Here is a 23,731-nt window from a genome sequence, read left to right on the forward strand (position 1 = left end):
AATAAGGCGCTCAATGCGCCTTATTTTTTTCCTGCTGTACTAAATATTCGTTTGCTTTTGCTAAGCTGCCAAATGCAGATATGAGATTGTTGCGGCCTTTGTCTTGTAATTCAGGGTTCCCAGATTCAATCATCATCCATACCCAAGTTTGTATTAGTTGTAATGGTGGGTATTGAACTTTCGTGCTATCCAACATAAAGCATCCTTTAAACGGGTAAATCGTTGCTTGTGAATTACCCAAACAGTCGTTTATTTATTACTGAAGAGTATCAAATAATATCCGTAGAAATAACTCTATTTAGGCGTTAAAAGCCCCAAATGGCCAAATAAAAATAAAAAATAGTATAAAGGTGTGTGTTTTTATTTATTTTGTAAGCATAAAGACTTACCTGTGCTTAGGTTGAATAATGAAAATATTGAGATAATTCAGGGCTTATTACAGTAGATTGTGACGTAAGTCTGATAAGAAAATGCTTTATAATAAGACAATATTGATAAACCTCATGATCATATTGCCACGTTAAGCGGCCTAACATTGGAGTAGTGATGAGACCTTCTGCGTATTTTGAAGGCCCTGTAGGGAAGCTGAATTGGCATGTTTTACGATTATTGTGCACTCTATTTAATAGAGTTTAAAGGTCGAGTGTTGTTGGCTATGCTGTGCTTAGTTATCGCTAAATTAGCCAGCGTCGGCTTACCCTTTATTCTAAAAGATCTCGTTGATACCTTAGACACGTTAAGTGTTGAACAAGCTCTTGCAGTGCCATTTGGATTGGTAGTTGCTTATGGTGCAATACGCTTTCTCAATGTCATTATTGGTGAAGTACGCGACACGTTGTTTGGCCGCGTAACTGAACGTGCTATTCGTCGTCTTGGGTTGGCTGTGTTTGAGCATTTACATCGCTTAGATCTTGATTTTCATCTTGACCGCAGAACCGGTGGTTTATCGCGAGATATTGAGCGTGGTACCAGTGGTGTGAGCTTTTTAATGCGTTTTATGGTGTTTAATATTGTTCCCACCCTGCTTGAAATCACCTTGGTTATCGGAATTTTCTTTTTTAACTATGGTATTCAATTTGCCCTCATTACATTTATCTCTGTGATTGTTTATATCGGATATTCAATCAGAGCAACTGAATGGCGCACAGGTTATGTACGTGATGCGGCAAAAGCAGATTCATTAGCCAATACTCGGGCAATAGACAGTCTATTAAATTATGAAACAGTAAAATACTTTAATAACGAGTCTTATGAGTCACAACGTTACGATAACGCGCTGGCTCAGTGGGAAGTGGCTAAACGTAAAAACCGTTTGTCACTCCTAGCTCTAAATGGAGGACAGGCGCTTATCATTGCTATCGCCATGACTGCGATGATGGCTTTAGCGGCCCATCAAGTATCACTAGGTATGATGACCATTGGTGATTTTGTATTGATTAACGCCTTTATGATGCAGTTATTTATACCACTCAATTTTTTAGGGTTTGTTTACCGTGAAATCCGAGGTGCCTTGGCCAACATTGAACGTATGTTTGACATTATGGCTAATGTGCCACAAGTTGAAGACCAAGAAGGGGCTTCAGCCATTCGCCCAAGTATAGGCGCAATAAAGTTTAATAATGTCAGTTTTCAATATGATCAACGATCGATTCTAAAACAGGTGAGTTTTGATGTTCCAGCGGGAAAAAAATCGCCGTGGTGGGTGACAGTGGGGCAGGTAAATCGACCATCATTAAATTATTGTTTCGTTTTTATGATGTCAAAAGTGGCTCAATTAGCATTGATGGTATCGATATTCGACAATTGACTCAATTAGCGTTACGCCAAGCGATTGCTGTTGTGCCGCAAGATACGGTGTTATTTAACGATTCAATCTATGAAAACATTCGTTATGGCCGCCCTGATGCAACAGAAGCTGAAATTAAACAAGCCACTGAATTGGCACATTTGAGTGATTTTATTCATTCATTACCCGATAAAGGCAATACCAAAGTGGGTGAGCGCGGGCTCAAACTTTCTGGCGGTGAAAAACAACGGGTCGCAATTGCACGCGCTGTGTTAAAAGGCGCACCGATTTTAGTGTTCGATGAAGCAACATCATCATTAGACTCTCGCTCAGAACAAGCGATTTTAAGTGCCTTGCGCGACGCAGCAAAAGGCCATACAAGTTTGGTTGTTGCACATAGGTTATCAACCATTATCGATGCCGACCAAATTGTGGTGCTCAGTAAAGGCAGTATTGTTGAGCATGGTACTCACAGCAGTTTATTGTACCAGCAAGGTTTATACGCTCGCTTATGGCATATTCAACATGAGCAGAGCGAACCAATTAGCCAATAGCTTCCTTCTGAACAAGCTAGTTTTGATGTGTTTTATATGTTTATTGTTACAATTATAACGAATGATTATTTTGACGATCTATAATAAGGTCGCTAATCTATATTGCTGCAAGTTGTTGAGTAGAGCATGTGCATTTATATGACGTTCTCTCTGCATCTAGGCTTAAATCTGATCTAGTTGGTTATCCCACCGCTTAAATCCAAGCTGAGATTCTTGTAGATGCTTATTAGGCATCTGATTTTAATTTTGTATTAATCGTTAGGTACTAAATGATGTATGGAGGTGACTTATGCATAATATTGCGTTGATAGCGGCGTTAGAAGGCACCCGACATCAGGTGACGACAGATTGGTTTGCTATTATGGCCATGTTAAAACAGCGTAATATGTCCGATGATGCTATTAGTATTGTTTATAACGATTTATGTGCGGGGTTAAGGGTAACGACTCGAGGCTTAACATTAGCTAAAATGACTGAAAAACTTAAAGATCAAACCATCTTAAAGTAATATCTCGTCATAAACGTACCGTTTGGTTAGCGTTTATGTGCAGCCGCTAAGCATATTGTTAAATCAATGATGCATTGAAACTAACAGACTCAATATTGAATGGGGTTAACGTTGTTCGGGTTGGCAACAAGGAAAGAGTAATTTATAGACAAGCTGAAATGTAGCTATGCAGCAATAGCTAAAGTAGGATTTACTGAACTTGTAGCTACTTTTTTCTCCAGCCAATACAAACCATCTTGATCAACGCTGCTGGCGAAGGATCAAGAGTTAAGCGTTTGATTTTACCATGTTCAAAACAGACTTGCTCGCCTTCGATCTCAATCATGCGATCGCAGTTTTGGCAGCTAACACTTAAGCTTTTTTCGTTAACGGGGATGTTATCCGCTTGAATCTTTAACATATAACCCTTAATCCACTTTGTTCCTAAATCACATCAAAGCAATATAATGTGACGAATGTCATACTCTATTCTACACCTTATTCCGCATTTCAGCAAAGCGATACTGATACAATTCAGTGCTATATTCTGTATCTCTTTCGTATAAGTTGTTTGGATAGTGACAATACATAACGTGTTGAGTTGTTTATGCAGGTTGTTCAATAGATAATAAGTAAAGAATTGTAAATGTTAATCTTTTCAAAGGCTTTGTTCGCATTAGCGTACATCGACCTGTTTATCATAATAAAGCTTATCGGATTCATAAGCCGTAATTAGGGCATTGCCATTAATAGGTATACGCTTTTATCGACACTGATGTTTTATTGCATATGTCGATAATGTTTATCTAATGTCACCGCCACCCCGGTATTTTGGACTATGCGGGCGTGATGACGTGTTAGATGTCTTGGGTCGACAACCCCACATGAATGAGCAATCATGGTTAAATCGTAATGTAAAAAGTGGTTATAATTCGCCACTCGAGCGGATTTGTCTTTGGGGTCTAAGCCATGCTGTAAGCGAGTGTTATGAGTTGTTATACCTGTAGGGCAGGTATCTTTATTGCACTGCAGAGATTGAATACAACCTAAAGCAAACATGTTACCTCTGGCTGAAGCAATAAAGTCTGCGCCAGTAGCTAATGCCCAGGCAACATAAGATGGCATAACTAATTTACCTGTTGCGATGATTTTGATCCGCTGCTTTAACCCGCGCTCGTTAAATAAATCCACTAACAATGGCAAGCTTTGTTTTAAAGGCAATCCCACATTATCCATTAACGCTTGTGGTGCTGCACCTGTGCCGCCATCTGAACTGTCGAGAGTAAAAAAGTCCGGAGCAGACTCGATACCACGCCGCTCAATTTCATCACATAAGTCACTTAGCCAAATCATGTCGCCTAAAACGGCTTTAATGCCTGTGGGTTTACCGGTGATATCGCGAACTTGGTTAATCATATCGAGAATGTCGCTTACGCCTTTAAATTCAACATGACCATTCGGGCTAATGGAGTCCTGCCCGAGAGGGATACCTCTAATGGCGGCAATTTCTTCAGTGACTTTAATCGCAGGTAAAATTCCGCCTTTACCGGGTTTTGCGCCTTGGCTCAATTTTATTTCGAACATTTTGACCTCAGGGTGGGCGGCGATGTCAGTTAATTTTTGTGGGTCTAAATGCCCTTGTCCATTGCGCACCCCGTATTTTGCCGTGCCGATTTGAAACACTAGGTCGCAATGCCCTTTCAAATGGTGTGGACTCAGCCCACCTTCACCGGTATTTAACCAACAACCCGCTTGCGCTGCGCCATGCGACAATGCCGTTATCGCTGGGCGAGATAATGCACCAAAGCTCATGGCAGAAATATGACAAATTTTCTCAGTGCTATAGGGGTGTTGACAGTTGAAGCCAACGGTTATCGCAATAGGTTGATGTTGTTCATGGTCACTCACAGGAAAGGCTGAATTCATAAACATGACTGTGCCAGGCTTGTCTAAAACCTGGGTTGAGCCAAAAGCGATAGTACGATCAACATTTTTGGCAGCACGATATACCCAGCTGCGCTCGGCGCGGTTAAAAGGCAGCTCTTCGCGATCTTGGGAGAAAAAATATTGTCTAAAAAACTCGCCTTGTTTTTCAAATAAATATCGAAAGCGGCCAATCACAGGATAGTTGTGACGTACAGCCTGCTTAGTTTGCAGTTTGTCGGCGATATACATGTAACCCACTGCGATAAGCAGTAGCCAAAAAAGCACCAAAAATAAACCAGAGAACAAGTCTATTCCCCACATAAACCAATGTTGTTGCTCCATGCTGCAGTCCTTAATGATCGCGTATATTGGTTACCATATTAGCCGTAATGAATTAGGGCAAGTTAAATTGATGATATTAATCAGTAGACTAAAGCTGCTTGCCATGACATAACCTAAAAAGATCGCTACAGCGCTTTAGAAATGGGTGTGTTGGTCGATAATTAAGCTATCTGTCATTGTATGTGAGCCAAGATTATGGATATTAAGTCAACCAATAGCACGAGTGTAAACACGCAGAGTAGTACTCAAAACACTGCTAATCAACAAACAACAAGCAGTGATACAGAGCCTAAATTGACCAACAATCAACTTAGTCGCCAAATGATGAATAACTCGATTTTAGCTGCCCAAGAAGAAGTGAGTATTGCTGCGGGCGATAAATCGATGGCGCTGCTTTATCGTGCCGCCATTGAAGCCATTAATGAGGAACTTGCCCCCACCATGGGCGAAGATGCGGTACAAAAAAATGCTGAAGAAGGCATTGATTACTCGCCTGAAGCAACAGCCGATCGTATTGTGAGCTTTGCCACCCAATTTTTTTCTGTTCATCAGCAGCAAAATCAATCGATGGGTTTTGATGAGCAGGTCAGTAGTTTTATGGTTAAGATTGGTGATGCGATTAACCAAGGTTTTAAAGAAGCTAGTGATATTTTGTCAGGATTGAAAGTATTAGAAGGCGACATTGCCGACGGTGTCGATCAAACCTATGAATTAATTCAGCAAAAACTAGCTCAATTTGCGCAAGACAGACTAGATGCTAATACGGCTAATACAGAAACCCAAGAGGCTTAATTTTACGCTGTGGTATTACGCCCTCATTGAGACGTTGCGATAAATATCATAAATAAACTTAGACTGTTAATTAAGCAAATATCTGTATAGATTGGTATTATTATTTATCGCCAAATCTAGAAGGATACTCACCATGTGGATTAACGGTACTGTACTCAAGCGCATTGACTGGAATGACAAATTGTTTTCTTTGCGTATCAAAGCGGATATTGAGCCCTTTATTGCTGGGCAATTTATTAAGCTAAGCCAAAAACGCGACGATAAGCGCGTAGCCCGAGCTTATTCACTTGTTAATCCGCCCGGCACTGATTATGTTGAAGTGCTTGCTGTGGCGGTAGAGGAGGGGCAACTCTCTCCCGATCTGCAAAGCCTAACCCCAGGTGACACAATCGAAATTACCCCTAAAGCCACCGGGTTTATGACCTTAGATGAAATCCCTCAAGGCACCTTACAAGGCAAGCATTTGTGGTTTTTAGCGACCGGAACTGCTGTGGGGCCGTTTATTTCTATGTTGGCCACCGATGAACCTTGGCAACGGTTTGAAAAAGTAGTGCTTGTTTATGGTGTCAGGCTTGCTGAAGATTTAGCTTATCTTGATACCATTAAGCAGTTAAAACAAAAATATCCTCAGCAATTTGTTTTTATTCCTATCGTGACCCGTGAAGATTTTCCTGATGCATTATCGTGTCGAATCCCTGATGGAATAAGTAGTGGCTTAATTGAGAAAAAAGCCGGTTTAGGCATTAATGCAGAACATTCTCAAGTGATGATTTGTGGCAACCCTGGGATGATTAGTGACGCGCAAGCTGCGTTAATCGAAAAGGGACTCAATAAAAACTTACGTCGCGCCCCCGGACAAATTACTGTCGAAAAATATTGGTGATTTTTATTTTTGCCAATGGTGCTCAGTGTTGACGCCTGCAGTTTTTACATTCTATTGACTTAAAATACGAAAAAATTAAACAGTGCTTGCTCAATATGTGACGTTTATCTATCATGTATGCAATTGATAATTATTATCACTTACATTTTAAAAGGCTTTTATAAAGCTTGATCACAGGAGAGTGCCACAATGAAATTGCTCAATAACGTCGTATTATTAGGGTTAGCCGGTATGACTTTTTCTGCCTCTGCAGCAGATCCACTGACCGTTTATTCTTATCGCCAAGCATTTTTAGTTGAGCCAATCCTAGAAAAATTTACTGAACAAACCGGCGTTGACGTGAATGTGGTATTTGCCAAAGATGGCATTGCGGAGCGTATAGCACGTGAAGGCCGTTTATCTCCTGCTGATGTTGTTTTAACCTCAGATTTTTCGCGTTTAATGGAATTAGTTGAAAAAGACCTGGTTAGCCCAGTTAATAGTTCAGCTATTGATGAAAATATCCCTGTACAATATCGCTCGCCTAATCACGATTGGTACGCATTAACCATGCGTGTGCGTAACGTATACTCTTCAAAAGAGCGTATCGGCAAAATTGACATTGATTATGAAGATTTAGCATCAGAGCAATACAAAGGCAAAATTTGTACTCGCAGTGGTAAGCATCCTTATAATGTGACTCTTGTTGCCTCAATGATTGCTCACGACGGTGAAGCTAAAACCAAAGCATGGCTTGAAGGTGTTAAAGCGAATTTAGCCCGTAAACCACAAGGTAATGACCGCGCCCAAGTGCTAGCAATTAAAGAAGGCTTATGTGATATCGCCATTGGTAATAGCTACTATTACGGTAAAATGATGATGGATAAAAACCAAAAGAGCTGGGCTGAAGCGGTTTATATTAACTTTCCAAATCAACAAAACCGTGGCGCGCATATCAACGTATCAGGTATGGCTTTAGCAAAACATTCACCTAACAAAGATAATGCGATCAAATTGATGGAGTTTTTAACTTCAAATGTTGCTCAAGGCATGTATGCTGAAGTGAATATGGAATATCCCGTTAAGGCGGATGTTGCGCCATCTGAACTTGTAGCATCGTGGGGCGACTTTAAAGCGGATTCACTGCCTATTTATAAATTAGCAGAAAACCACCAAGCAGCAATTAAGTTATTAGATGAAGTAAAATTTGATCTGTAATTAAGTGCGGTTTTTTTCAGTATCAGCGCGTTGTTAAAAAATAATAACGCGCTGAATTAATTCGGTAGACTTTATGATCTTAGGGTTAACCAGAAGCTGGTCGCTTATTGGTTATTTGATTACTGCAGTATTATTGTTACCGCTACTTGCTCTTATTGTTCAGGCTACTCAGCCAGACGAAGCGGTATTCACCCATCTGTTTGACACGGTATTACCTACCTATATTTACAATAGCTTACTGCTAATGTTGCTCGTTGGGTTTGGCTCACTCGTCATCGCTATACCTGCCGCTTGGTTTGTTGCTCGCTGTGAGTTTCCTGGACGACGTTATTTTCAATGGTTATTGTTATTACCTCTCGCTATGCCTGCTTATATTGTCGCCTATGTTTATACCGATATGCTCGACTATGCTGATCCTGTGCAGCGCGCAATGCGGGCATGGTTTGAGTGGCAAACACCTCATGATTATTACTTCCCGGCTATTCGCAGTATTGGCGGTGCCGCGGTTATGTTGTCGTTGGTATTATTTCCCTATATATACTTATTAGCTCGCACTGCATTTATGGAGCAATCGTCTAATTTATTACACGCCTCTAGAGTGATGGGTTGTGTGATCTTGGCACAGTTTTGGGCGGTTAGCCTTGCCCATGGCACGCCCTGCTCTAGCTGTAGGTGTTGCATTAGTGGCAATGGAAACCGCCGCCGACTTTGCCACGGTAAGTTATTTTGCAGTACCAACATTAACTACTGCTGTTTACGATACCTGGTTAGGTTATGGCAGTTTAACTGCAGCAGCTAAACTGTCGGCAATTATGTTACTGGTGGTGTTTAGCATGGTGGGGGTTGAGCGTTTTGCTCGGCGTAAACAGCAATTATTTCAAAAACAGTCAAGGTTAAATGAAGCTGATAGATATCATTTAGCGCCAGCTAAAGCCTGGGCAGCGTGGAGCTATTGTATGGGTTTATTGGTGGTATCATTTTTACTGCCTTTTGTTGTGTTGTGTGCATACGCTGTCGATTACTTTAACGAAAGTTGGGATGACCGTTTTTGGCAGTACAGCATTAATAGTTTGTGTATAGCGGCTATTGTGAGCTTTATTTGTGTGGCTTTTGCGGTGGTGTTAATGTTTGTTCGGCGCGTGAGCCCACGCCCAAGCGATAAGCTTGCTTCACGCTTGAGCAGTACAGGCTATGCATTACCCGGCACGGTATTAGCGATTGGTGTATTGGTTCCGCTGACCTATGCTGACTTTGCCATTAATGACTTAATGACATGGTTTGGTGCCAGCCACCTGGACTGTTATTTACGGGTAGCGTATTTGCGTTAATCTTTGCATTTTGCGTGCGCTTTATTGCGATTGCGATTGGCAGCTTAGAGAGCAGTTACAAGCGTATTTCTCCGTCGCTTGATATGGCGAGTATCACGTTAGGCCAATCACCTCGGCAATTATTACGCAGCGTTCACCTTCCATTATTACGTAAAGGTATGTTTGCGGGTGCATTATTAGTGTTTATTGAAAGCATGAAAGAATTACCAGCAGCATTGTTACTTCGCCCTATAGGGTTTGAAAACCTAGCCACGTATGTATTTCAATTTGTCTCTGATGAGAAGTTAGAACATGGGGCTTTAGCCGCAATTGTAATTGTGTTGGTTGGGCTAGTACCTTTGATTTATTTGAACCGTTCATTGGAGCAATCACGCTAATATGTCTACTTTATCTATTCATAATGTCACCAGTGATTACCAGGGACAGGTGATATTAAAGCAGTTAGATTTAACCCTACAACAAGGCGAAATTGTCGCGTTATTGGGTCCCAGTGGCTGCGGTAAAACCACATTGTTAAAAGCGATAGCGGGGTTACAGGCCATCAGTGAAGGTAGCATTAGCATTAATGGGCAGGTGCTCAGTGGTGATGGCGTTTTCGTTGCCAGTGAGCAACGAGGCGTGGGGATGATTTTTCAAGATTATGCCTTATTTCCTCATTTAACGGTTGCTGACAATATTTTATTTGGAGTAAAAGGCTTAAATAAGCTTGAGCGCCAAACAAGATTAGAGGACATGCTTGAACTGGTTAAGTTAACTGGGCTTGGGGAGCGTTATCCTCATGAACTCTCTGGTGGACAACAGCAGCGAGTGTCTATTGCGCGAGCTTTGGCATATGAGCCAGAGCTCATGTTACTAGATGAGCCTTTTTCTAATATCGATGCTCAGGTGCGCCATGAGATGATGCTAGAAATCCGTGCCATTTTAAAACAGCGTAATGTCAGTGCAGTGTTTGTCACTCACAGTAAAGACGAAGCTTTTGTTTTTGCAGATCAATTAGCGTTGTTTGAACAAGGGAGGATAGTGCAACATGGCGCTGCAGAAACTTTATATTCAACCCCAAACAGTCACTACGTTGCCGACTTTTTAGGGATCACAAATTATCTCGATGTCACGGTAACCGCTGAACAACAAGTTGATTCACCTCTAGGGATTATCATTAGTACGACAGCTCTACCTCATACTATCGGTTCTAAAGGGAAGCTATTATTAAGACCGCAGCAAATCTTGCTACAAGCCAATGACAAAGGTGACGCTAAAATTATCGAAAGGCGCTTTTTAGGCTCTGTTTGCCATTATCATGTTTTACAACATGAGGTGTTTTTAGAAATTAACAGCCCAATGATGAATTTTAACATTGGACAGCGAGTGCAGTTAGTTATTCCAGAACATCAGTTAGTGGTGTTTAGTGAATAATGTTAAAGTTTATTAGTTTCTACTGATAAAAATTATCCAACTAAGGCAGTTATTGATTTAAATGTGAGAGTACATCAAGTAATTTGTTTATATTTAAGCTAAAGTGCTTTGGCTTAATGGTATTAAATAAAATATGATCAAATTGTTAAGTTATAAGCATTTAGGCCGACATAAAGTATTAAGGTGGATGAGTAAATATGGGTAACCAAGTTATGCCTCGTGAACAATTAGGGATTTGCGCTGAAGGTAATTTACACAGTGTGTATTTAATGTTTAACGCCCTCGATGGTGTAGAAGAACAATTACGCCCTTCAATTGCCAATGTGGCGCAATACATTTACGAACTCACGGACCAATATGCTGACAGCGCTTTTAATGGCTTTGTAGGTATTGGTGCTAATTTTTGGGACACCTTTTATCCTCAAGCTCGCCCAGCATTATTAAAGCCATTTCCGGCTATGAATGAAGGTAACCGTGATGCACCGGCAATAGAATATGATATTTTTGTGCATATCCGCTGTGACCGTTACGATATTTTGCATTTAGTTGCCAATGAGATTAACCAAATGTTTGAAGACTTGGTTGAGCTTGTTGATGAAGAGCGTGGTTTCCGTTTCATGGACAGCCGAGATTTAACGGGTTTTGTTGATGGTACCGAAAACCCTAAAGGTCGTCATCGCCAAGAAGTGGCATTAGTGGGTAATGAAGACGCCGAATTTACTTCAGGCAGTTATGTTCACGTACAAAAGTACAAGCATAATTTAAGTAAATGGCACCGTTTACCCCTTAAAAAACAAGAAAATATTTACGGCCGTACTAAGGTTGACGATATTGAATATGCGTCTGAAGATAAGCCGCTTACCAGCCACACTAAACGAGTAAACCTCAAAGATGACCAAGGCCAATCGCTTGAGATTTTACGTCAAAGCATGCCTTATGGTTCGATAAAAGAGCAGGGATTAGTGTTTATTTCTGTGTGTCGTACACCTGAGCATTTTGAGAAAATGTTACGCAGTATGGTGCATGGTGATGCTCACGGTAATCACGACCATTTAATGCTATTTACTAAAGCGCTAACAGGCTCTTCTTTCTTTGTGCCATCACTTGATTTTTTAACTCAATTTGATGATGCATAGCACTCGATAAGATAATAAAAAAGCAATGCCAAGGCATTGCTTTTTTATTTAGGATAGCGATCACGTTGTGAAATATAGCGCTGAATATTTAATCGCTTAAATCGCGTTTTTATTCGCTGTAATTAAATAGTGATTTAACGGTCTCAAGCGTGTCATCAATTGTTTTGATACTGGCTGGGCAGATAAAAATAGTATCATCGCCTGCAATTGTACCTAAAATTCCTTCTGGTTTACCTATTGAATCGAGTAAACGGGCAATCAATTGTGCTGCTCCTGGGCTGGTGCGTACCACAATCATAGCTTGGTTATGATCGACGTCTAGCACGAGGTTTTTCAATGGGCTGCCAGCAGTGGGCACCCCGAGTTCAGCTGGAAGGCAATATACCATCTCTTGTTTGGCATTGCGGGTACGTACCGCGCCAAATTTACTAAGCATGCGCGACACTTTAGATTGATTAATATTACCGAATCCTTCGGTTTGTAGCGCATTAACAATCTCGCTTTGGCTTCCAAAACGTTCTTCTTTTAGAATCGCTTTAAAGGTTTTTACGAGCTCATCCTGATTTTTTGTCGCTGGCATAGTGAAAATTCATCTTATCGTTGTTATATAAAAAATTATAATTGTTATTCAAAAAAACGAGTTCATTTTGAATAGATTGCCTGATTAAGTCAACAACGAATCAGATTTCTTGAATAAAAATTCATTTGCAAAGTGGAACTTTATGCTGACACTTTACGCCTAGCCGTGAACATAAGGCAAAGCTGATAGGCTGATATGCCTTATGATTTAGATGATGTGTATTGTTAGCCAGTGTGTTTAGTTTATACCAGTAAAGTGTCACCGTTGGCAGCCAGTAAGTTAAGCTTACCTTTTGAAATATCGACGTGTTTTACTAATGATATCGCCTGCATTAATTAGCTTCTTGCGCCATAAGATTATCAATACAAGCTTTCATGGTGGCACCATGCGGTTGAGTTTGATAAACGCTAACGCCAAAAAGTAATCCCACGGCACAAAGAATAGGCTTTATCATGCGGCGAATGCTCTTATAATAAAAAATAGCGGTGATTCTGCTACTGCTAGAATACATTTAGGCTGATAATGTCCCTCTTTTGTTGGTTTAATTAACACAATTTAACCTGTAATGAGTACGTATATGATCAAACTGCTAAAAGTACTGCATTTTATTGGCATTGTTATGTTATTAGTTGGCATTTTCTTGTATTGGCAGACTGATGTAGCCCAACAAGTGAGCGGCATGTTAGTCGTTGCATCATTGATAGGCGTTGGTACATTAATTATGTCCCCATTACCTGTGGCGCTTGTGTTTGAGTGGGCACGAAATCAACCGACGTCAGACAACCCAAAGGAATAATCATTGTTATTCACTATCCGTAAAGGCGCATTAACTGACGCAGCAGCTATTGTGCAATTAGAGCGTAAGCATATTAATGACGAGCTGAGTCAGCCTGCGGCAGCATTGCATGCGCATTCTTTTACTCTTAACGAGGTAAAAACGTTAATCAATCTTCACTGGTTGGTGGTTGCAGAGGATCAAGGGAAAATTATTGGTTATGTTGTGGCGGCTAAGTGGGCGTTTTTTTCATCTCAACCACTGTATCGCCACATTATTCAACGGATTAAATTTGCTGATGCATACGGCTGTGCATTATTAACCACAAACACTTGCCAATACGGACCTGTTTGGATTAACCCATCTTACCGAGGCCAGGGAATATTTGAAGCCTTAGTGAATGAGCTTAAGCATCAGGTAAAAGCCACTTACCCGTTTATGGTGACGTTTATTTCAGCTGATAATGTACGTTCGCTTGCGGCGCATAAAAACAAAGCTGCTATGCATGTGCTTGAAGATTTTACATTTGAGCAACGTGATTATCAGTTACTGGTCACTGACACTCATCAATCTACTGAGGCAAACTAATGACGACGAATTTTGAAGCCCTGTTTAGCCCCTATTTAGCATTGCGGTTGGCGGCTTTTGATAATATGAAATTAATTGCAGCTGTGCTAACCGAAGCTGGTGAGCGGTATCAATGCATAGAGGCTAATCTGTTAGCATCAGCTGCCAATGAGCAGGTTAATCGTGGTTATTTTGTGCAATGGGCTGATCGCTGGTTATATTGCGGGCTTTGTAACTCTTATGCCGACCCGATTGTATTAATGACGAAAATTGAACTTGAGCAGATTGATGTGGCATCGGTGACTTTAGTTACGGTGCCTGTGATGTCAATGCAGCAAGTGGGTTTTATGTGTATTGAAAGTGCCCACTTTGATCATTGTTAAGTTTATACCGTTCACCCTAAAGAGTGCGACATAGTTGCATTATGACGAGGGGGCGCTGATCGCTATGGTAACGCTGATACAGCTGGATAATCTCAGCGGGAACTTGATTGGTTTGTTGTGGTGTCACTAAATTAAATTGTTGTTTTTGATACAAAGGCTGCAGTATTACCTCAGTAAATAAAAAAGCATTTTTTATCAATTAAATGCGGGTTTATGAAGTTGAACAAATCGCTCGCGATACCTTTGCCACGGGAGTCTGGTTCAACTAATACGCCGTTGATTAGTTGAAACTGCCCTACAGTTTTGATTCTGACTGCTGCAATGATTGTAGCGGGTGAACTTAATGCCTTGTTTGAACCTGTTAAGGTTTGTGTCGTGATAGCTTGCGCCATTGACGATGGTTTATTATCCGCCAGAACAGGGGCGTGATATTGGCGAATAACTGCAACAGATTCTTTCACGGATACCCTTGCATAGGGCATATGCTGGCGATAAAAAAGCTTTAGTGCTGACCACTGTTTTATTTGAGCTAGCCTATCAGCACAATCCTTACTTCCACTCAGTAGGTCAGTATTTAACCAGTCTGCTTTAATCATTAGTTTTGACTTTATTTGAAGAAACAAAAAACCGCCATCAGGCGGTTTTTTTACAACCATGCAAGATTAATTATAAACCGGCATCTGCACGTAATATTTCAGCTTTGTCTGTCACTTCCCAAGGGAAGATATCGCGGCCAAAGTGGCCATAAGCTGCAGTTTGTTGATAGATCGGACGCGCCAAATCTAACATTGCGGTTAAGCCATATGGACGTAGTTCGAAATGTTGACGCACTAACTTAATCAATACTTCTTCAGACACTTTACCAGTACCGAAGGTTTCGATACTGATAGATGTTGGCTCTGCAACACCAATAGCGTAAGACACTTGCAGCTCACAACGATCAGCAAGACCGGCTGCGACAATGTTTTTAGCCACATAACGTGCTGCATAAGCTGCACTACGGTCAACTTTTGATGGGTCTTTACCAGAGAAAGCACCACCACCATGACGCGCCATGCCGCCGTAGGTGTCAACGATGATTTTACGACCCGTTAGACCGCAATCGCCAACAGGACCACCAATGACAAAGCGACCTGTAGGGTTAATAAAGTATTTGGTGTCTTTATTTAACCATTGAGCAGGTAATACTGGCTTGATGATGGTTTCCATTACGGCTTCAATCAAATCAGATTGAGTAACGTCTTCACGGTGTTGTGTTGATAACACAATTGCATCAATACCGATAATTTTGCCTTCATCGTATGCAAAAGTAACTTGGCTTTTTGCATCTGGGCGTAACCAAGGTAATGTGCCGTCTTTACGCACTTCTGACTGACGCTTCACTAATTTGTGCGCATAAGTAATCGGTGCTGGCATTAATACATCAGTTTCATTGCTGGCATAACCAAACATTAAGCCCTGATCGCCTGCGCCCTGTTCTGCAGGATCGCTGCGGTCAACGCCTTGGTTAATATCCGGAGACTGCTTACCAATGGCGTTTAATACTGCACATGAATCAGCATCAAACCCCATATCTGAATGGGTGTAGCCAATTTCACGCACGGTTTTACGGGTAATTTCTTCAATATCGACCCAAGCAGAAGTGGTGACTTCGCCGCCCACTAATACCATGCCTGTTTTGACATATGTTTCGCACGCAACACGAGCTTTAGGATCTTGCTCAAGGATTGCGTCTAATACCGCATCAGAAATCTGATCGGCGATTTTATCTGGATGACCTTCTGAGACCGACTCAGAGGTAAACAAGTGCTTTGCCATAATTGGAAAATCTCGTTGGTTGCATTTGAATATACGTCTAGACGTCTATTTTAATCGAAATCGAAATCGATAACACCCCCCTAATACGAATTTAACCTAAGAATTGTGCAATACATCAGCAATCTATTTTAGATTTTGGATTTTGGGTTTGAGTAAAAATAGATTAACTATCTGAATTGTAGCTATTTAATGAGTATTATTATGGTTTTTTATGTCAGTGGGATGGTAAATGTTAGACAATTTTTTTACTAATAATGTGATTTTAGTAGTGAAAATAGACGGCTTAATCCATCAAATTTCTTTAATTAATTGTGTCAGTGTCAACAAATCATTACTGCTAATTGCACTAGATATCGACAGCGGATTTATTGCTAACTTAAGTTAAATCTGTAGGAGCATGCAAAGCCGCGTGCAACAAACATCATCGTCGGCACCCATAAAAAACAACCGGAAAAATTTTAATTTGCGTCCCACCGCCTAGTAGGGGAAAATGCCTATCCACAATTGCCGTTAGATCTCACAAACAAGCAGGAGAGAGCATGTCTTCTCGTAAAGTACTCGCTAATGCCATTCGCGCCTTAAGTATGGACGCGGTTCAAAAAGCTAACTCTGGTCACCCAGGTGCACCAATGGGGATGGCTGATATCGCAGAAGTGCTATGGAACGATTTTCTAAAGCATAACCCGACTAACCCAAACTGGGCTGATCGCGATCGTTTCATTTTATCAAACGGTCACGGTTCAATGCTTATTTACTCTTTACTGCATTTATCTGGTTATGAATTACCCATTGAAGAGCTAAAGCAATTCCGTCAGTTACACTCTAAAACGCCGGGGCACCCAGAGTTTGGTTACACGCCTGGTGTTGAAACCACAACGGGTCCTTTAGGCGCTGGTATCAGCAACGCAGTGGGTATGGCGATTGCGGAAAAAACCTTAGCAGCCCAGTTCAACCGCCCAGGTCACGACATTGTTGACCACTACACTTATTGTTTCTTAGGTGATGGCTGCTTAATGGAAGGTATTTCACACGAAGCCAGTTCATTAGCAGGAACCTTAGGCCTAGGTAAGTTAGTGGCATTTTGGGATGACAACGGTATTTCTATCGATGGTCATGTTGAAGGTTGGTTCACTGACGACACTCCTAAGCGTTTTGAATCATACGGCTGGCATGTTATTGCTGGTGTTGATGGTCATGACCCAGACGCAATCCATGCAGCCATTGAAGAAGCTAAATCAGTGACTGATAAGCCATCTATGATTTGCTGCAAAACCATTATTGGTTTTGGTTCACCAAATAAATCTGGCAGCCATGATTGTCACGGCGCACCATTAGGTGATGCCGAAATTGCTGCTGCACGCGAATTTTTAAACTGGCCACATGCGCCGTTTGATATTCCATCTGACGTATATTCAGGTTGGGATGCTAAGCAAAAAGGTGTGGCGAACGAAGCATTATGGAATGACAAGTTTGCTGCATACCAGGCGGCATTTCCTGAATTAGCTGCTGAATACGAACGCCGTGTATTAAATGGTGATTTACCTGCTGATTTTGAAGCAAAAGCACAAGCTTATATCCAAGAATGCCAAGAAAAAGCGGAAGGCATTGCCAGCCGTAAAGCTTCACAAAATGCTATTGGTTTCTTTGGTGCAATGTTGCCAGAACTATTAGGCGGCAGCGCCGACTTAGCGGGTTCAAACCTAACGCTTTGGTCTGGTTCAAAAGGCATTCAAGATGATCCTGCTGGTAACTACATTTATTACGGTGTGCGTGAATTTGGCATGAGTGGCATTATGAACGGCGCATCTTTGCATGGTGGTTTTATTAACTATGGCGCGACCTTCATGATGTTCATGGAATATGCACGTAATGCAGTCCGTATGTCAGCATTAATGGGCATTCAAAACATTTTCGTTTATACCCATGACTCTATCGGTCAAGGTGAAGATGATCCTACTCATCAACCTGTTGAGCAACTTGCAAACTTACGTTTAACCCCCAATATGGCGGTATGGCGTCCATGTGATGCGGCTGAAACCGCAGTATCTTGGAAGGCTGCGATTGAACGTCGTGATGCACCAACATCATTAATCTTTAGCCGCCAAGGTCTTAAAGCCCAAGCACGTACTGCCGAGCAATTAGCAAATGTCGCTAAAGGTGGTTATGTACTGTCTGATTGTGAAGGCACCGCAGAAGTGATTTTGATTGCTACCGGCAGTGAAGTGCAATTAGCGATGGATTCTGCTGCTGAGTTAACTAAGCTTGGTCAAAAAGTGCGTGTGGTATCTATGCCATCAACAACTGAATTTGACAAGCAAGATGCAGCTTATAAAGAGTCTGTATTACCAAAAGCGGTGACTAAACGCGTTGCAATCGAAGCTGCTCATACCGACTTTTGGTACAAGTATGTTGGCTTTGACGGCGGCGTAGTGGGCATGACCACCTTTGGTGAGTCTGCTCCAGGCGGTGACTTACTTAAGCATTTCGGCTTCACTGTTGATAATGTCGTAAAAACTGTCCAGTCTTTAGGATAATCGCTTGCCATTAAACACTTATCTATTAAGTGTTTAATCTGTATAATAACGACCTGCAATGCTATTGTAGGTCGTTTTTTTTATGGCTGCAATTTCACAAAAATAATATGCTAAGTTACTCATGTTTCGGCTTTTTATATAACTGTCTTAATAACATGTGCTTAGGTTAATTACTCTGAATCCTAAATGATTCGAGTTGCAATTAATGGATATGGTCGAATTGGCCGCTCAATTCTTCGTGCATTGTACGAGTCGGGTAAACGCCAGCAAATTCAGATTGTCGCGATTAATGAACTCGCCAAACCTGAAGCCATTTGTCATCTTACACAGTACGATACAACCCACGGACGCTTTAAGCACACTGTCCGCCTCGATGGCGATAAGCTGTTGATTGGCGATGACAATATCCAATTGTTTAATCAAGCTGATGCGAGTTTATTGCCCTGGCGCGATCTTGATATTGATATTGTATATGAAGCCACTGGTAGCTTAATCGACCGCCAAGCTTGCGAAGCGCACATTCAAGCGGGGGCTAAACAAGTGTTGATCAGTCATCCATCGTCTGCCGATGTTGATGGCACTATTGTTTATGGTGTTAATCATGATTTATTGCGCCCTGAACACACTGTTATTTCAAATGCGTCATGCACCACCAATTGTATTGTGCCGGTTATTGATGTGCTCGATAGGCATTTTGAGGTTAAAAGCGGTGCAATAACCACTATCCATTCGGCAATGAACGATCAACAGGTGATTGACGCTTACCACGATGACCTGCGCCGTACGCGTGCAGCGGGGCAATCTATTATCCCTGTAGACACCAAATTAGCCCGTGGTATTGAACGTATCTTGCCTCACATGCAAGATAAGTTTGAAGCGATCTCAGTAAGGGTTCCCACCATTAATGTGACCGCGATCGACTTATCGGTCACCCTCGATAAAAAAGTCGATATTGAACAAATCAACAAAGTATTAGAACTTGCGTCAAACGGCAGTTTTAATGGTATTTTAGGCTATACTGACGAGCCGTTAGTGTCGTGTGACTTTAACCACGATCCGCGCTCGAGTATTGTCGATGGAACTCAGACCCGTGTCAGCGCCGGCCACCTGGTCAAATTATTATTATGGTGCGACAACGAATGGGGTTTTGCTAATCGCATGCTCGATACGAGCTTAGCAATGATCCAAGCTAAACAAGTGCAATAGAGCTCAATGAATTTATCAGTAATGGGTATTAAACCGGTTACGTCTAAGTTTTGTTTTTAACTTAAAAAGGAAAGGCTAATTATGGCAATTATTAATATGACAGATTTAGATCTACAAAATAAGCGTGTGCTTATTCGTGAAGATTTAAATGTGCCTGTCAGTGACGGTGTGGTGACCAGTGATGCGCGTTTACGTGCGTCGTTGCCAACCATTCAACTTGCATTGCAAAAAGGCGCCGCCGTGATGGTGATGTCGCATTTAGGTCGCCCAACAGAGGGTGAGTTTAATGCTGAATACTCAATGCAGCCTGTTGTTGATTACTTAGCAAAAGCATTAGATTGCCCAGTGCGCCTCGTGAGCGACTACCTTGACGGTGTTGAGGTTAATGTTGGTGAAGTGGTGGTTTTTGAAAATGTCCGTTTTAATCCTGGTGAAGGCAAAAACGATGACACATTGGCCAAGAAAATGGCAGCACTGTGTGATGTTTACGTTATGGATGCATTTGGTACGGCGCATCGTGCTCAAGCATCTACCCATGGTGTTGGTGTCTATGCCCCGGTGGCGTGTGCTGGTCCGTTATTAGCACAAGAGCTTGATGCACTAGGCAAAGCCCTTGATAATCCAGCGCGCCCAATGGTGGCCATTGTCGGTGGCTCAAAAGTATCAACTAAGCTTACAGTATTAGAAAGCCTATCAACTAAAGTAGACCAACTGGTTGTGGGTGGCGGTATTGCCAATACTTTTATTGCTGCTGCCGGCCATAAGGTGGGTAAATCACTATATGAAGCCGATTTAGTTGAAGAAGCTAAACGTCTTGTGGCTAACGCCCAAAGCCGTGGTGGTGACATTCCTGTACCAACTGATGTGGTTGTCGCGAGTGAATTTAGCCCAACAGCCGCGGCAACACTTAAATCAGTTGCGGATGTAACCGACGGCGATATGATATTTGATATTGGTCCAGATAGCGCAGACGCGTTAGCAAAAATAATTGAACAAGCCGGTACGATAGTCTGGAATGGCTCTGTGGGCGTATTCGAGTTTGATCAGTTTGGTGAAGGTACTAAACGCATCGCGCAAGCGATTGCTGAGTCAAAAGCATTTTCTATTGCGGGCGGCGGCGACACGCTAGCTGCGGTAGATAAATATAACATTGCTGACAAAGTGTCTTACATCTCTACAGGTGGTGGTGCTTTCCTTGAGTTTTTAGAAGGTAAAGAATTACCCGCAGTGGCAATGCTTGAAAAACGTGGCGCCTAAGTTCACGTCTTAAGTTATTGTAAATAAAATATAATTATTATAAAAAAATGCGCTGTTATTACCTAAAGGAATTTGGTTGTGGCAGCGTTAAAAATCCGTCCAAACGATAGCGACCTAGGTGAGTAATCACCCTATTAATGGAGAACAAAATGGCTCTTATCTCTCTACGACAACTACTTGATCATGCTGCTGAGCATGATTATGGCGTCCCTGCATTTAACGTAAACAACCTTGAGCAAATGCGTGCAATTATGCAAGCCGCTGAAGCAACAGACAGCCCTGTGATTGTGCAAGCATCAGCTGGTGCGCGTAAATATGCTCGCCCACAATTTTTAAAGTACCTTATGGCTGCTGCACTTGAGCAGTATCCTGATATTCCTGTGTGTATTCACCAAGACCACGGTACTGATCCTGATATTTGTCAGCGTTCAATTCAGTTAGGCATGTCATCTGTAATGATGGATGGCTCGTTAATGGCTGACGGTAAAACTCCTGCATCGTATGAATACAACGTCGATGTCACTCGTCGTACTGTTGCATTTGCTCATGCATGTGGTGTGTCAGTTGAAGGTGAAATTGGCTGTTTAGGCAGTTTAGAAACTGGCCAAGCAGGCGAAGAAGATGGCGTGGGTGCTGCAGGTATTTTAAGCATGGATCAAATGCTTACAACTCCAGAAGAAGCGGCTCGTTTTGTTGCTGACACTCATGTAGATGCATTAGCGATTGCGATTGGTACTAGCCATGGCGCATACAAGTTTAGCCGTAAACCGACTGGTGATGTGTTACGAATTGACCGTATTAAAGAAATTCATGCACGTATTCCAAACACCCATTTGGTTATGCACGGTTCTTCGTCTGTACCGCAAGAGTGGTTAGAAATCATTAACCAATACGGTGGTGAGATCCCAGAAACTTACGGTGTACCATTAGAAGAAATCGTTGAAGGCATTAAGCACGGTGTGCGTAAAGTGAACATCGATACCGATTTACGTTTAGCCTCAACAGGTGCTATCCGTAAGTTCTTAGCTGAACATCCTGCGGAATTTGATCCTCGTAAATTCTTAAAAGCATCGATGGAAGCAATGGCAGACATTTGTACCACTCGTTATGACGCATTTGGTTGTGCAGGTATGGCGTCTAAAATTAAGCCTAAGTCTTTGCAAGCGATGTATAAATCGTATCAATCTGGTGAACTTGATCCAAAAATCATGTAAACCAAGTTAGTCGATATTATTATGAAATGGCTCACTGAATCCAGCGAGTCATTTTTTTGTAAATAAATTACGAAAAATGTTGTTTTTTTAAACTTCATCACGCATGATCTGCGCCCTAAAAATGTCATGTTTTATTGCTATAACCCTACCAATATTTCATTTTTCACTCACAGTAGAACAGCTCATGCACTCCAGTTCAGATAAGCCTTTATCCTTATTTTCATTAACTTGGCTCTTGTTCGTTGACTTTGCTTTGCACTTTTTAACGGCGGCCATTAATACCTTTATGATCAGCCATGTGTCTTACCAAGGCGTAGCGGCGTTATCTGTCGGTAATATGGTGTTTGAGCTGGCTATTACGTTATTTAGTTTCGTCAGTATTGGCGCGAGTGTAGTGATCACCCAATACTTAGGCTCAAAAAATAAATCCGCAGCCAGCGCAGTGGTCTACTCGTCTATTGGTTTTAACTTTTTAGTGGGTTTGGTCGCCGCAGCCGCTATTTTATTAGGCTCTACCACTATTTTGAATTTAATGAATTTACCCGCAGAGTTAATGGCTGATGGTAAGTTGTATCTACACATTGTCGGCTTGTGTCTGATCCCTGAAGCCATGGCAATGTGCTTAGCGGCAGGCATGCGTGCTCATGGATTTACTCAACAAGCCATGTGGGTCACTTTGTCGATGAATATTATTACTTTTGTGGGTAACTTATTGCTGCTTTACGGTTGGTTTGGCATACCGCAAATGGGTGTTGCTGGCGTCGCGATAAGTACGGTTGCAGGGCGTCTCGTGGGGGGGACTATTATGGTGGTGTTGTTTGTGCGTTATACCGGCATAAAATTACATATACCAAGCATATTACGACCAGAAACAAAGATGCTTAAAAAGGTGTTTCATATCGGTTTACCTGCTGCGGGTGAAAACTTGTCGTGGATGCTGCAATTTATGGTGGTGACATCGTTTGTTGGTTTAATGGGCGATAAGGCGCTTGCTGCGCAGTCATTATATTTTCAAATTTGTATGTTTATTTTGTTGTTTGGCCTTTCTATCGGCATTGGTAACGAGATTATTATTGGTCACATGGTGGGTGCGAAAAAGCTCAAAGCGGCAGAACATCAAATGTACCGCGCGTTAAAGTTAGGTTTAATGGTGACCACTGTCGTTGCGTTAGTTGCTGCGGTTTTAGGCCAAATTTGGTAGCTTTGTTTACTGATGAAACCGACATTGCCTTGTTAGTGGGTCAGTTATTCATCCTCACGTTATTGATGGAACCTGGCCGTACGTTTAACCTTATTGTGATTAATGCCTTAAGAGCCAGTGGTGATGCTAAGTTCCCATTCTTTATGGGGGTGTTTTCTATGTGGTGTATCGCGGTTCCTGGTGCGTACGTATTAGGGATTCACTACGAGTTTGGCTTGATAGGCATTTGGGCAGCTTTAGCATTAGATGAGTGGGTCAGAGGGTTAGCGATGCTATGGCGCTGGCGCAGTGGTCGCTGGCAGTCTAAAAGCCTAGTTGCTTGATGTTAATGTAAGTTGTTTCATGTTGATTA

General features: G+C 41.8%; 21 protein-coding genes and 3 pseudogenes. 17 read left to right on the top strand and 7 right to left on the bottom strand.

Features of this window, described 5'->3' with window-relative positions; genetic code table 11:
- Window positions 1-10: 10 nt before the first annotated feature.
- Complete coding sequence (locus tag N4T56_RS01535; RefSeq protein ID WP_261731992.1) at window positions 11-196, bottom strand: hypothetical protein; 186 nt, start codon at window positions 194-196, stop codon at window positions 11-13.
- A gap of 350 nt (window positions 197-546) precedes the next feature.
- Here N4T56_RS01535 and N4T56_RS01540 point away from each other — a divergent pair.
- Window positions 547-2,340: pseudogene (locus N4T56_RS01540) on the top strand (ABCB family ABC transporter ATP-binding protein/permease).
- 289 nt (window positions 2,341-2,629) lie between these two features.
- Window positions 2,630-2,848, top strand: coding sequence for a hypothetical protein (locus tag N4T56_RS01545; RefSeq protein ID WP_261731993.1), 219 nt, complete (start codon window positions 2,630-2,632; stop codon window positions 2,846-2,848).
- A 205-nt stretch (window positions 2,849-3,053) separates the two neighbouring features.
- Here N4T56_RS01545 and N4T56_RS01550 read toward each other — a convergent pair whose 3' ends face one another.
- Together N4T56_RS01550 and N4T56_RS01555 are read right to left on the bottom strand one after the other, a co-directional pair.
- Window positions 3,054-3,248 carry a hypothetical protein gene (locus N4T56_RS01550; protein ID WP_261731994.1) on the bottom strand — a complete coding sequence of 65 codons (195 nt, stop codon included), beginning with the start codon at window positions 3,246-3,248 and terminating at the stop codon, window positions 3,054-3,056.
- Window positions 3,249-3,607: 359 nt separating this feature from the next.
- On the bottom strand, window positions 3,608-5,095 hold the full coding sequence (locus N4T56_RS01555; protein WP_261731995.1) for an FMN-binding glutamate synthase family protein: 1,488 nt from the start codon (window positions 5,093-5,095) through the stop codon (window positions 3,608-3,610).
- Between the two features lie 195 nt (window positions 5,096-5,290).
- Here N4T56_RS01555 and N4T56_RS01560 point away from each other — a divergent pair, with 195 nt between their 5' ends.
- The 6 genes and pseudogenes from N4T56_RS01560 to N4T56_RS01585 all read left to right on the top strand — a co-directional run bounded on the left by N4T56_RS01560 (window position 5,291) and on the right by N4T56_RS01585 (window position 11,844).
- Window positions 5,291-5,887 (top strand): DUF5610 domain-containing protein, encoded by a 597-nt coding sequence (locus N4T56_RS01560; RefSeq protein ID WP_261731996.1) that lies wholly within the window; start codon window positions 5,291-5,293, stop codon window positions 5,885-5,887.
- A 133-nt stretch (window positions 5,888-6,020) separates the two neighbouring features.
- Window positions 6,021-6,770, top strand: a complete 750-nt coding sequence (locus N4T56_RS01565; protein ID WP_261731997.1) for a ferredoxin--NADP reductase — start codon at window positions 6,021-6,023, stop codon at window positions 6,768-6,770.
- A 189-nt stretch (window positions 6,771-6,959) separates the two neighbouring features.
- Window positions 6,960-7,967, top strand: a complete 1,008-nt coding sequence (locus N4T56_RS01570; protein ID WP_390903987.1) for an extracellular solute-binding protein — start codon at window positions 6,960-6,962, stop codon at window positions 7,965-7,967.
- A 73-nt stretch (window positions 7,968-8,040) separates the two neighbouring features.
- Window positions 8,041-9,672: pseudogene (locus N4T56_RS01575) on the top strand (ABC transporter permease).
- Between the two features lies 1 nt (window position 9,673).
- Window positions 9,674-10,708, top strand: coding sequence for an ABC transporter ATP-binding protein (locus N4T56_RS01580; RefSeq protein ID WP_261731998.1), 1,035 nt, complete (start codon window positions 9,674-9,676; stop codon window positions 10,706-10,708).
- Between the two features lie 197 nt (window positions 10,709-10,905).
- Window positions 10,906-11,844, top strand: a complete 939-nt coding sequence (locus N4T56_RS01585; RefSeq protein WP_261731999.1) for a Dyp-type peroxidase — start codon at window positions 10,906-10,908, stop codon at window positions 11,842-11,844.
- Between the two features lie 109 nt (window positions 11,845-11,953).
- On the opposite strand, the gene argR is transcribed toward N4T56_RS01585, so the two are convergent.
- Complete coding sequence (gene argR, locus N4T56_RS01590; RefSeq protein WP_238107637.1) at window positions 11,954-12,424, bottom strand: transcriptional regulator ArgR; 471 nt, start codon at window positions 12,422-12,424, stop codon at window positions 11,954-11,956.
- 331 nt (window positions 12,425-12,755) lie between these two features.
- Window positions 12,756-12,878 carry a hypothetical protein gene (locus N4T56_RS01595; protein WP_261732000.1) on the bottom strand — a complete coding sequence of 41 codons (123 nt, stop codon included), beginning with the start codon at window positions 12,876-12,878 and terminating at the stop codon, window positions 12,756-12,758.
- 123 nt (window positions 12,879-13,001) lie between these two features.
- On the opposite strand from N4T56_RS01595, the gene N4T56_RS01600 reads away from it, so the two are divergent.
- From N4T56_RS01600 to N4T56_RS01610, 3 genes are read left to right on the top strand one after another with little or no spacing between them, the layout of a single operon-like run.
- A complete protein-coding gene (locus tag N4T56_RS01600; RefSeq protein WP_261732001.1) occupies window positions 13,002-13,220 on the top strand; it encodes a hypothetical protein in 219 nt (72 codons plus the stop codon).
- 3 nt (window positions 13,221-13,223) lie between these two features.
- On the top strand, window positions 13,224-13,787 hold the full coding sequence (locus tag N4T56_RS01605) for a GNAT family N-acetyltransferase (RefSeq protein ID WP_261732002.1): 564 nt from the start codon (window positions 13,224-13,226) through the stop codon (window positions 13,785-13,787).
- Entirely contained in the window at window positions 13,787-14,149 is a 363-nt protein-coding gene (locus tag N4T56_RS01610) for a hypothetical protein (RefSeq protein WP_261732003.1), read from the top strand. The genes N4T56_RS01605 and N4T56_RS01610 overlap by 1 nt, the downstream gene beginning before the upstream one ends.
- Before the next feature lie 170 nt (window positions 14,150-14,319).
- On the opposite strand, the gene N4T56_RS01615 is transcribed toward N4T56_RS01610, so the two are convergent.
- Window positions 14,320-14,805: a hypothetical protein gene (locus N4T56_RS01615; protein ID WP_261732004.1), complete on the bottom strand. Its 486-nt coding sequence runs from the start codon at window positions 14,803-14,805 to the stop codon at window positions 14,320-14,322.
- 10 nt (window positions 14,806-14,815) lie between these two features.
- Window positions 14,816-15,967: a methionine adenosyltransferase gene (metK, locus tag N4T56_RS01620; RefSeq protein ID WP_261732005.1), complete on the bottom strand. Its 1,152-nt coding sequence runs from the start codon at window positions 15,965-15,967 to the stop codon at window positions 14,816-14,818.
- A gap of 229 nt (window positions 15,968-16,196) precedes the next feature.
- On the opposite strand from metK, the gene N4T56_RS01625 reads away from it, so the two are divergent.
- From N4T56_RS01625 to N4T56_RS01650, 6 genes and pseudogenes are all read left to right on the top strand, one after another.
- Window positions 16,197-16,352, top strand: coding sequence for a hypothetical protein (locus tag N4T56_RS01625; RefSeq protein ID WP_261732006.1), 156 nt, complete (start codon window positions 16,197-16,199; stop codon window positions 16,350-16,352).
- A gap of 154 nt (window positions 16,353-16,506) precedes the next feature.
- The gene (gene tkt / locus N4T56_RS01630; protein WP_261732007.1) at window positions 16,507-18,501 is read left to right on the top strand and encodes a transketolase; all 1,995 of its coding nucleotides are present in this window, start codon (window positions 16,507-16,509) and stop codon (window positions 18,499-18,501) included.
- 186 nt (window positions 18,502-18,687) lie between these two features.
- Window positions 18,688-19,707, top strand: coding sequence for an erythrose-4-phosphate dehydrogenase (gene epd / locus N4T56_RS01635; protein ID WP_261732008.1), 1,020 nt, complete (start codon window positions 18,688-18,690; stop codon window positions 19,705-19,707).
- Between the two features lie 81 nt (window positions 19,708-19,788).
- Window positions 19,789-20,964 carry a phosphoglycerate kinase gene (locus N4T56_RS01640; protein ID WP_261732009.1) on the top strand — a complete coding sequence of 392 codons (1,176 nt, stop codon included), beginning with the start codon at window positions 19,789-19,791 and terminating at the stop codon, window positions 20,962-20,964.
- A gap of 149 nt (window positions 20,965-21,113) precedes the next feature.
- Window positions 21,114-22,178, top strand: coding sequence for a class II fructose-bisphosphate aldolase (gene fba / locus N4T56_RS01645; RefSeq protein WP_261732010.1), 1,065 nt, complete (start codon window positions 21,114-21,116; stop codon window positions 22,176-22,178).
- 286 nt (window positions 22,179-22,464) lie between these two features.
- Window positions 22,465-23,702 (top strand): annotated as a pseudogene (locus N4T56_RS01650) (MATE family efflux transporter).
- The last annotated feature ends 29 nt before the right edge of the window (window positions 23,703-23,731 follow it).

This window comes from Shewanella phaeophyticola (assembly GCF_025398315.1).
In the GTDB taxonomy this organism is placed as follows: domain Bacteria; phylum Pseudomonadota; class Gammaproteobacteria; order Enterobacterales; family Shewanellaceae; genus Shewanella; species Shewanella phaeophyticola.

What these genes read in the sequence shown, in the direction of transcription:
- N4T56_RS01535 (WP_261731992.1), bottom strand. Translation starts at nt 196, where the DNA reads ATGTTGGATAGCACGAAAGTTCAATACCCACCATTACAACTAATACAA.
- N4T56_RS01545 (WP_261731993.1), top strand. Translation starts at nt 2,630, where the DNA reads ATGCATAATATTGCGTTGATAGCGGCGTTAGAAGGCACCCGACATCAG.
- N4T56_RS01550 (WP_261731994.1), bottom strand. Translation starts at nt 3,248, where the DNA reads ATGTTAAAGATTCAAGCGGATAACATCCCCGTTAACGAAAAAAGCTTA.
- N4T56_RS01555 (WP_261731995.1), bottom strand. Translation starts at nt 5,095, where the DNA reads ATGGAGCAACAACATTGGTTTATGTGGGGAATAGACTTGTTCTCTGGT.
- N4T56_RS01560 (WP_261731996.1), top strand. Translation starts at nt 5,291, where the DNA reads ATGGATATTAAGTCAACCAATAGCACGAGTGTAAACACGCAGAGTAGT.
- N4T56_RS01565 (WP_261731997.1), top strand. Translation starts at nt 6,021, where the DNA reads ATGTGGATTAACGGTACTGTACTCAAGCGCATTGACTGGAATGACAAA.
- N4T56_RS01570 (WP_390903987.1), top strand. Translation starts at nt 6,960, where the DNA reads ATGAAATTGCTCAATAACGTCGTATTATTAGGGTTAGCCGGTATGACT.
- N4T56_RS01580 (WP_261731998.1), top strand. Translation starts at nt 9,674, where the DNA reads ATGTCTACTTTATCTATTCATAATGTCACCAGTGATTACCAGGGACAG.
- N4T56_RS01585 (WP_261731999.1), top strand. Translation starts at nt 10,906, where the DNA reads ATGGGTAACCAAGTTATGCCTCGTGAACAATTAGGGATTTGCGCTGAA.
- argR (WP_238107637.1), bottom strand. Translation starts at nt 12,424, where the DNA reads ATGCCAGCGACAAAAAATCAGGATGAGCTCGTAAAAACCTTTAAAGCG.
- N4T56_RS01595 (WP_261732000.1), bottom strand. Translation starts at nt 12,878, where the DNA reads ATGATAAAGCCTATTCTTTGTGCCGTGGGATTACTTTTTGGCGTTAGC.
- N4T56_RS01600 (WP_261732001.1), top strand. Translation starts at nt 13,002, where the DNA reads ATGATCAAACTGCTAAAAGTACTGCATTTTATTGGCATTGTTATGTTA.
- N4T56_RS01610 (WP_261732003.1), top strand. Translation starts at nt 13,787, where the DNA reads ATGACGACGAATTTTGAAGCCCTGTTTAGCCCCTATTTAGCATTGCGG.
- N4T56_RS01615 (WP_261732004.1), bottom strand. Translation starts at nt 14,805, where the DNA reads ATGGTTGTAAAAAAACCGCCTGATGGCGGTTTTTTGTTTCTTCAAATA.
- metK (WP_261732005.1), bottom strand. Translation starts at nt 15,967, where the DNA reads ATGGCAAAGCACTTGTTTACCTCTGAGTCGGTCTCAGAAGGTCATCCA.
- N4T56_RS01625 (WP_261732006.1), top strand. Translation starts at nt 16,197, where the DNA reads ATGTTAGACAATTTTTTTACTAATAATGTGATTTTAGTAGTGAAAATA.
- tkt (WP_261732007.1), top strand. Translation starts at nt 16,507, where the DNA reads ATGTCTTCTCGTAAAGTACTCGCTAATGCCATTCGCGCCTTAAGTATG.
- epd (WP_261732008.1), top strand. Translation starts at nt 18,688, where the DNA reads ATGATTCGAGTTGCAATTAATGGATATGGTCGAATTGGCCGCTCAATT.
- N4T56_RS01640 (WP_261732009.1), top strand. Translation starts at nt 19,789, where the DNA reads ATGGCAATTATTAATATGACAGATTTAGATCTACAAAATAAGCGTGTG.
- fba (WP_261732010.1), top strand. Translation starts at nt 21,114, where the DNA reads ATGGCTCTTATCTCTCTACGACAACTACTTGATCATGCTGCTGAGCAT.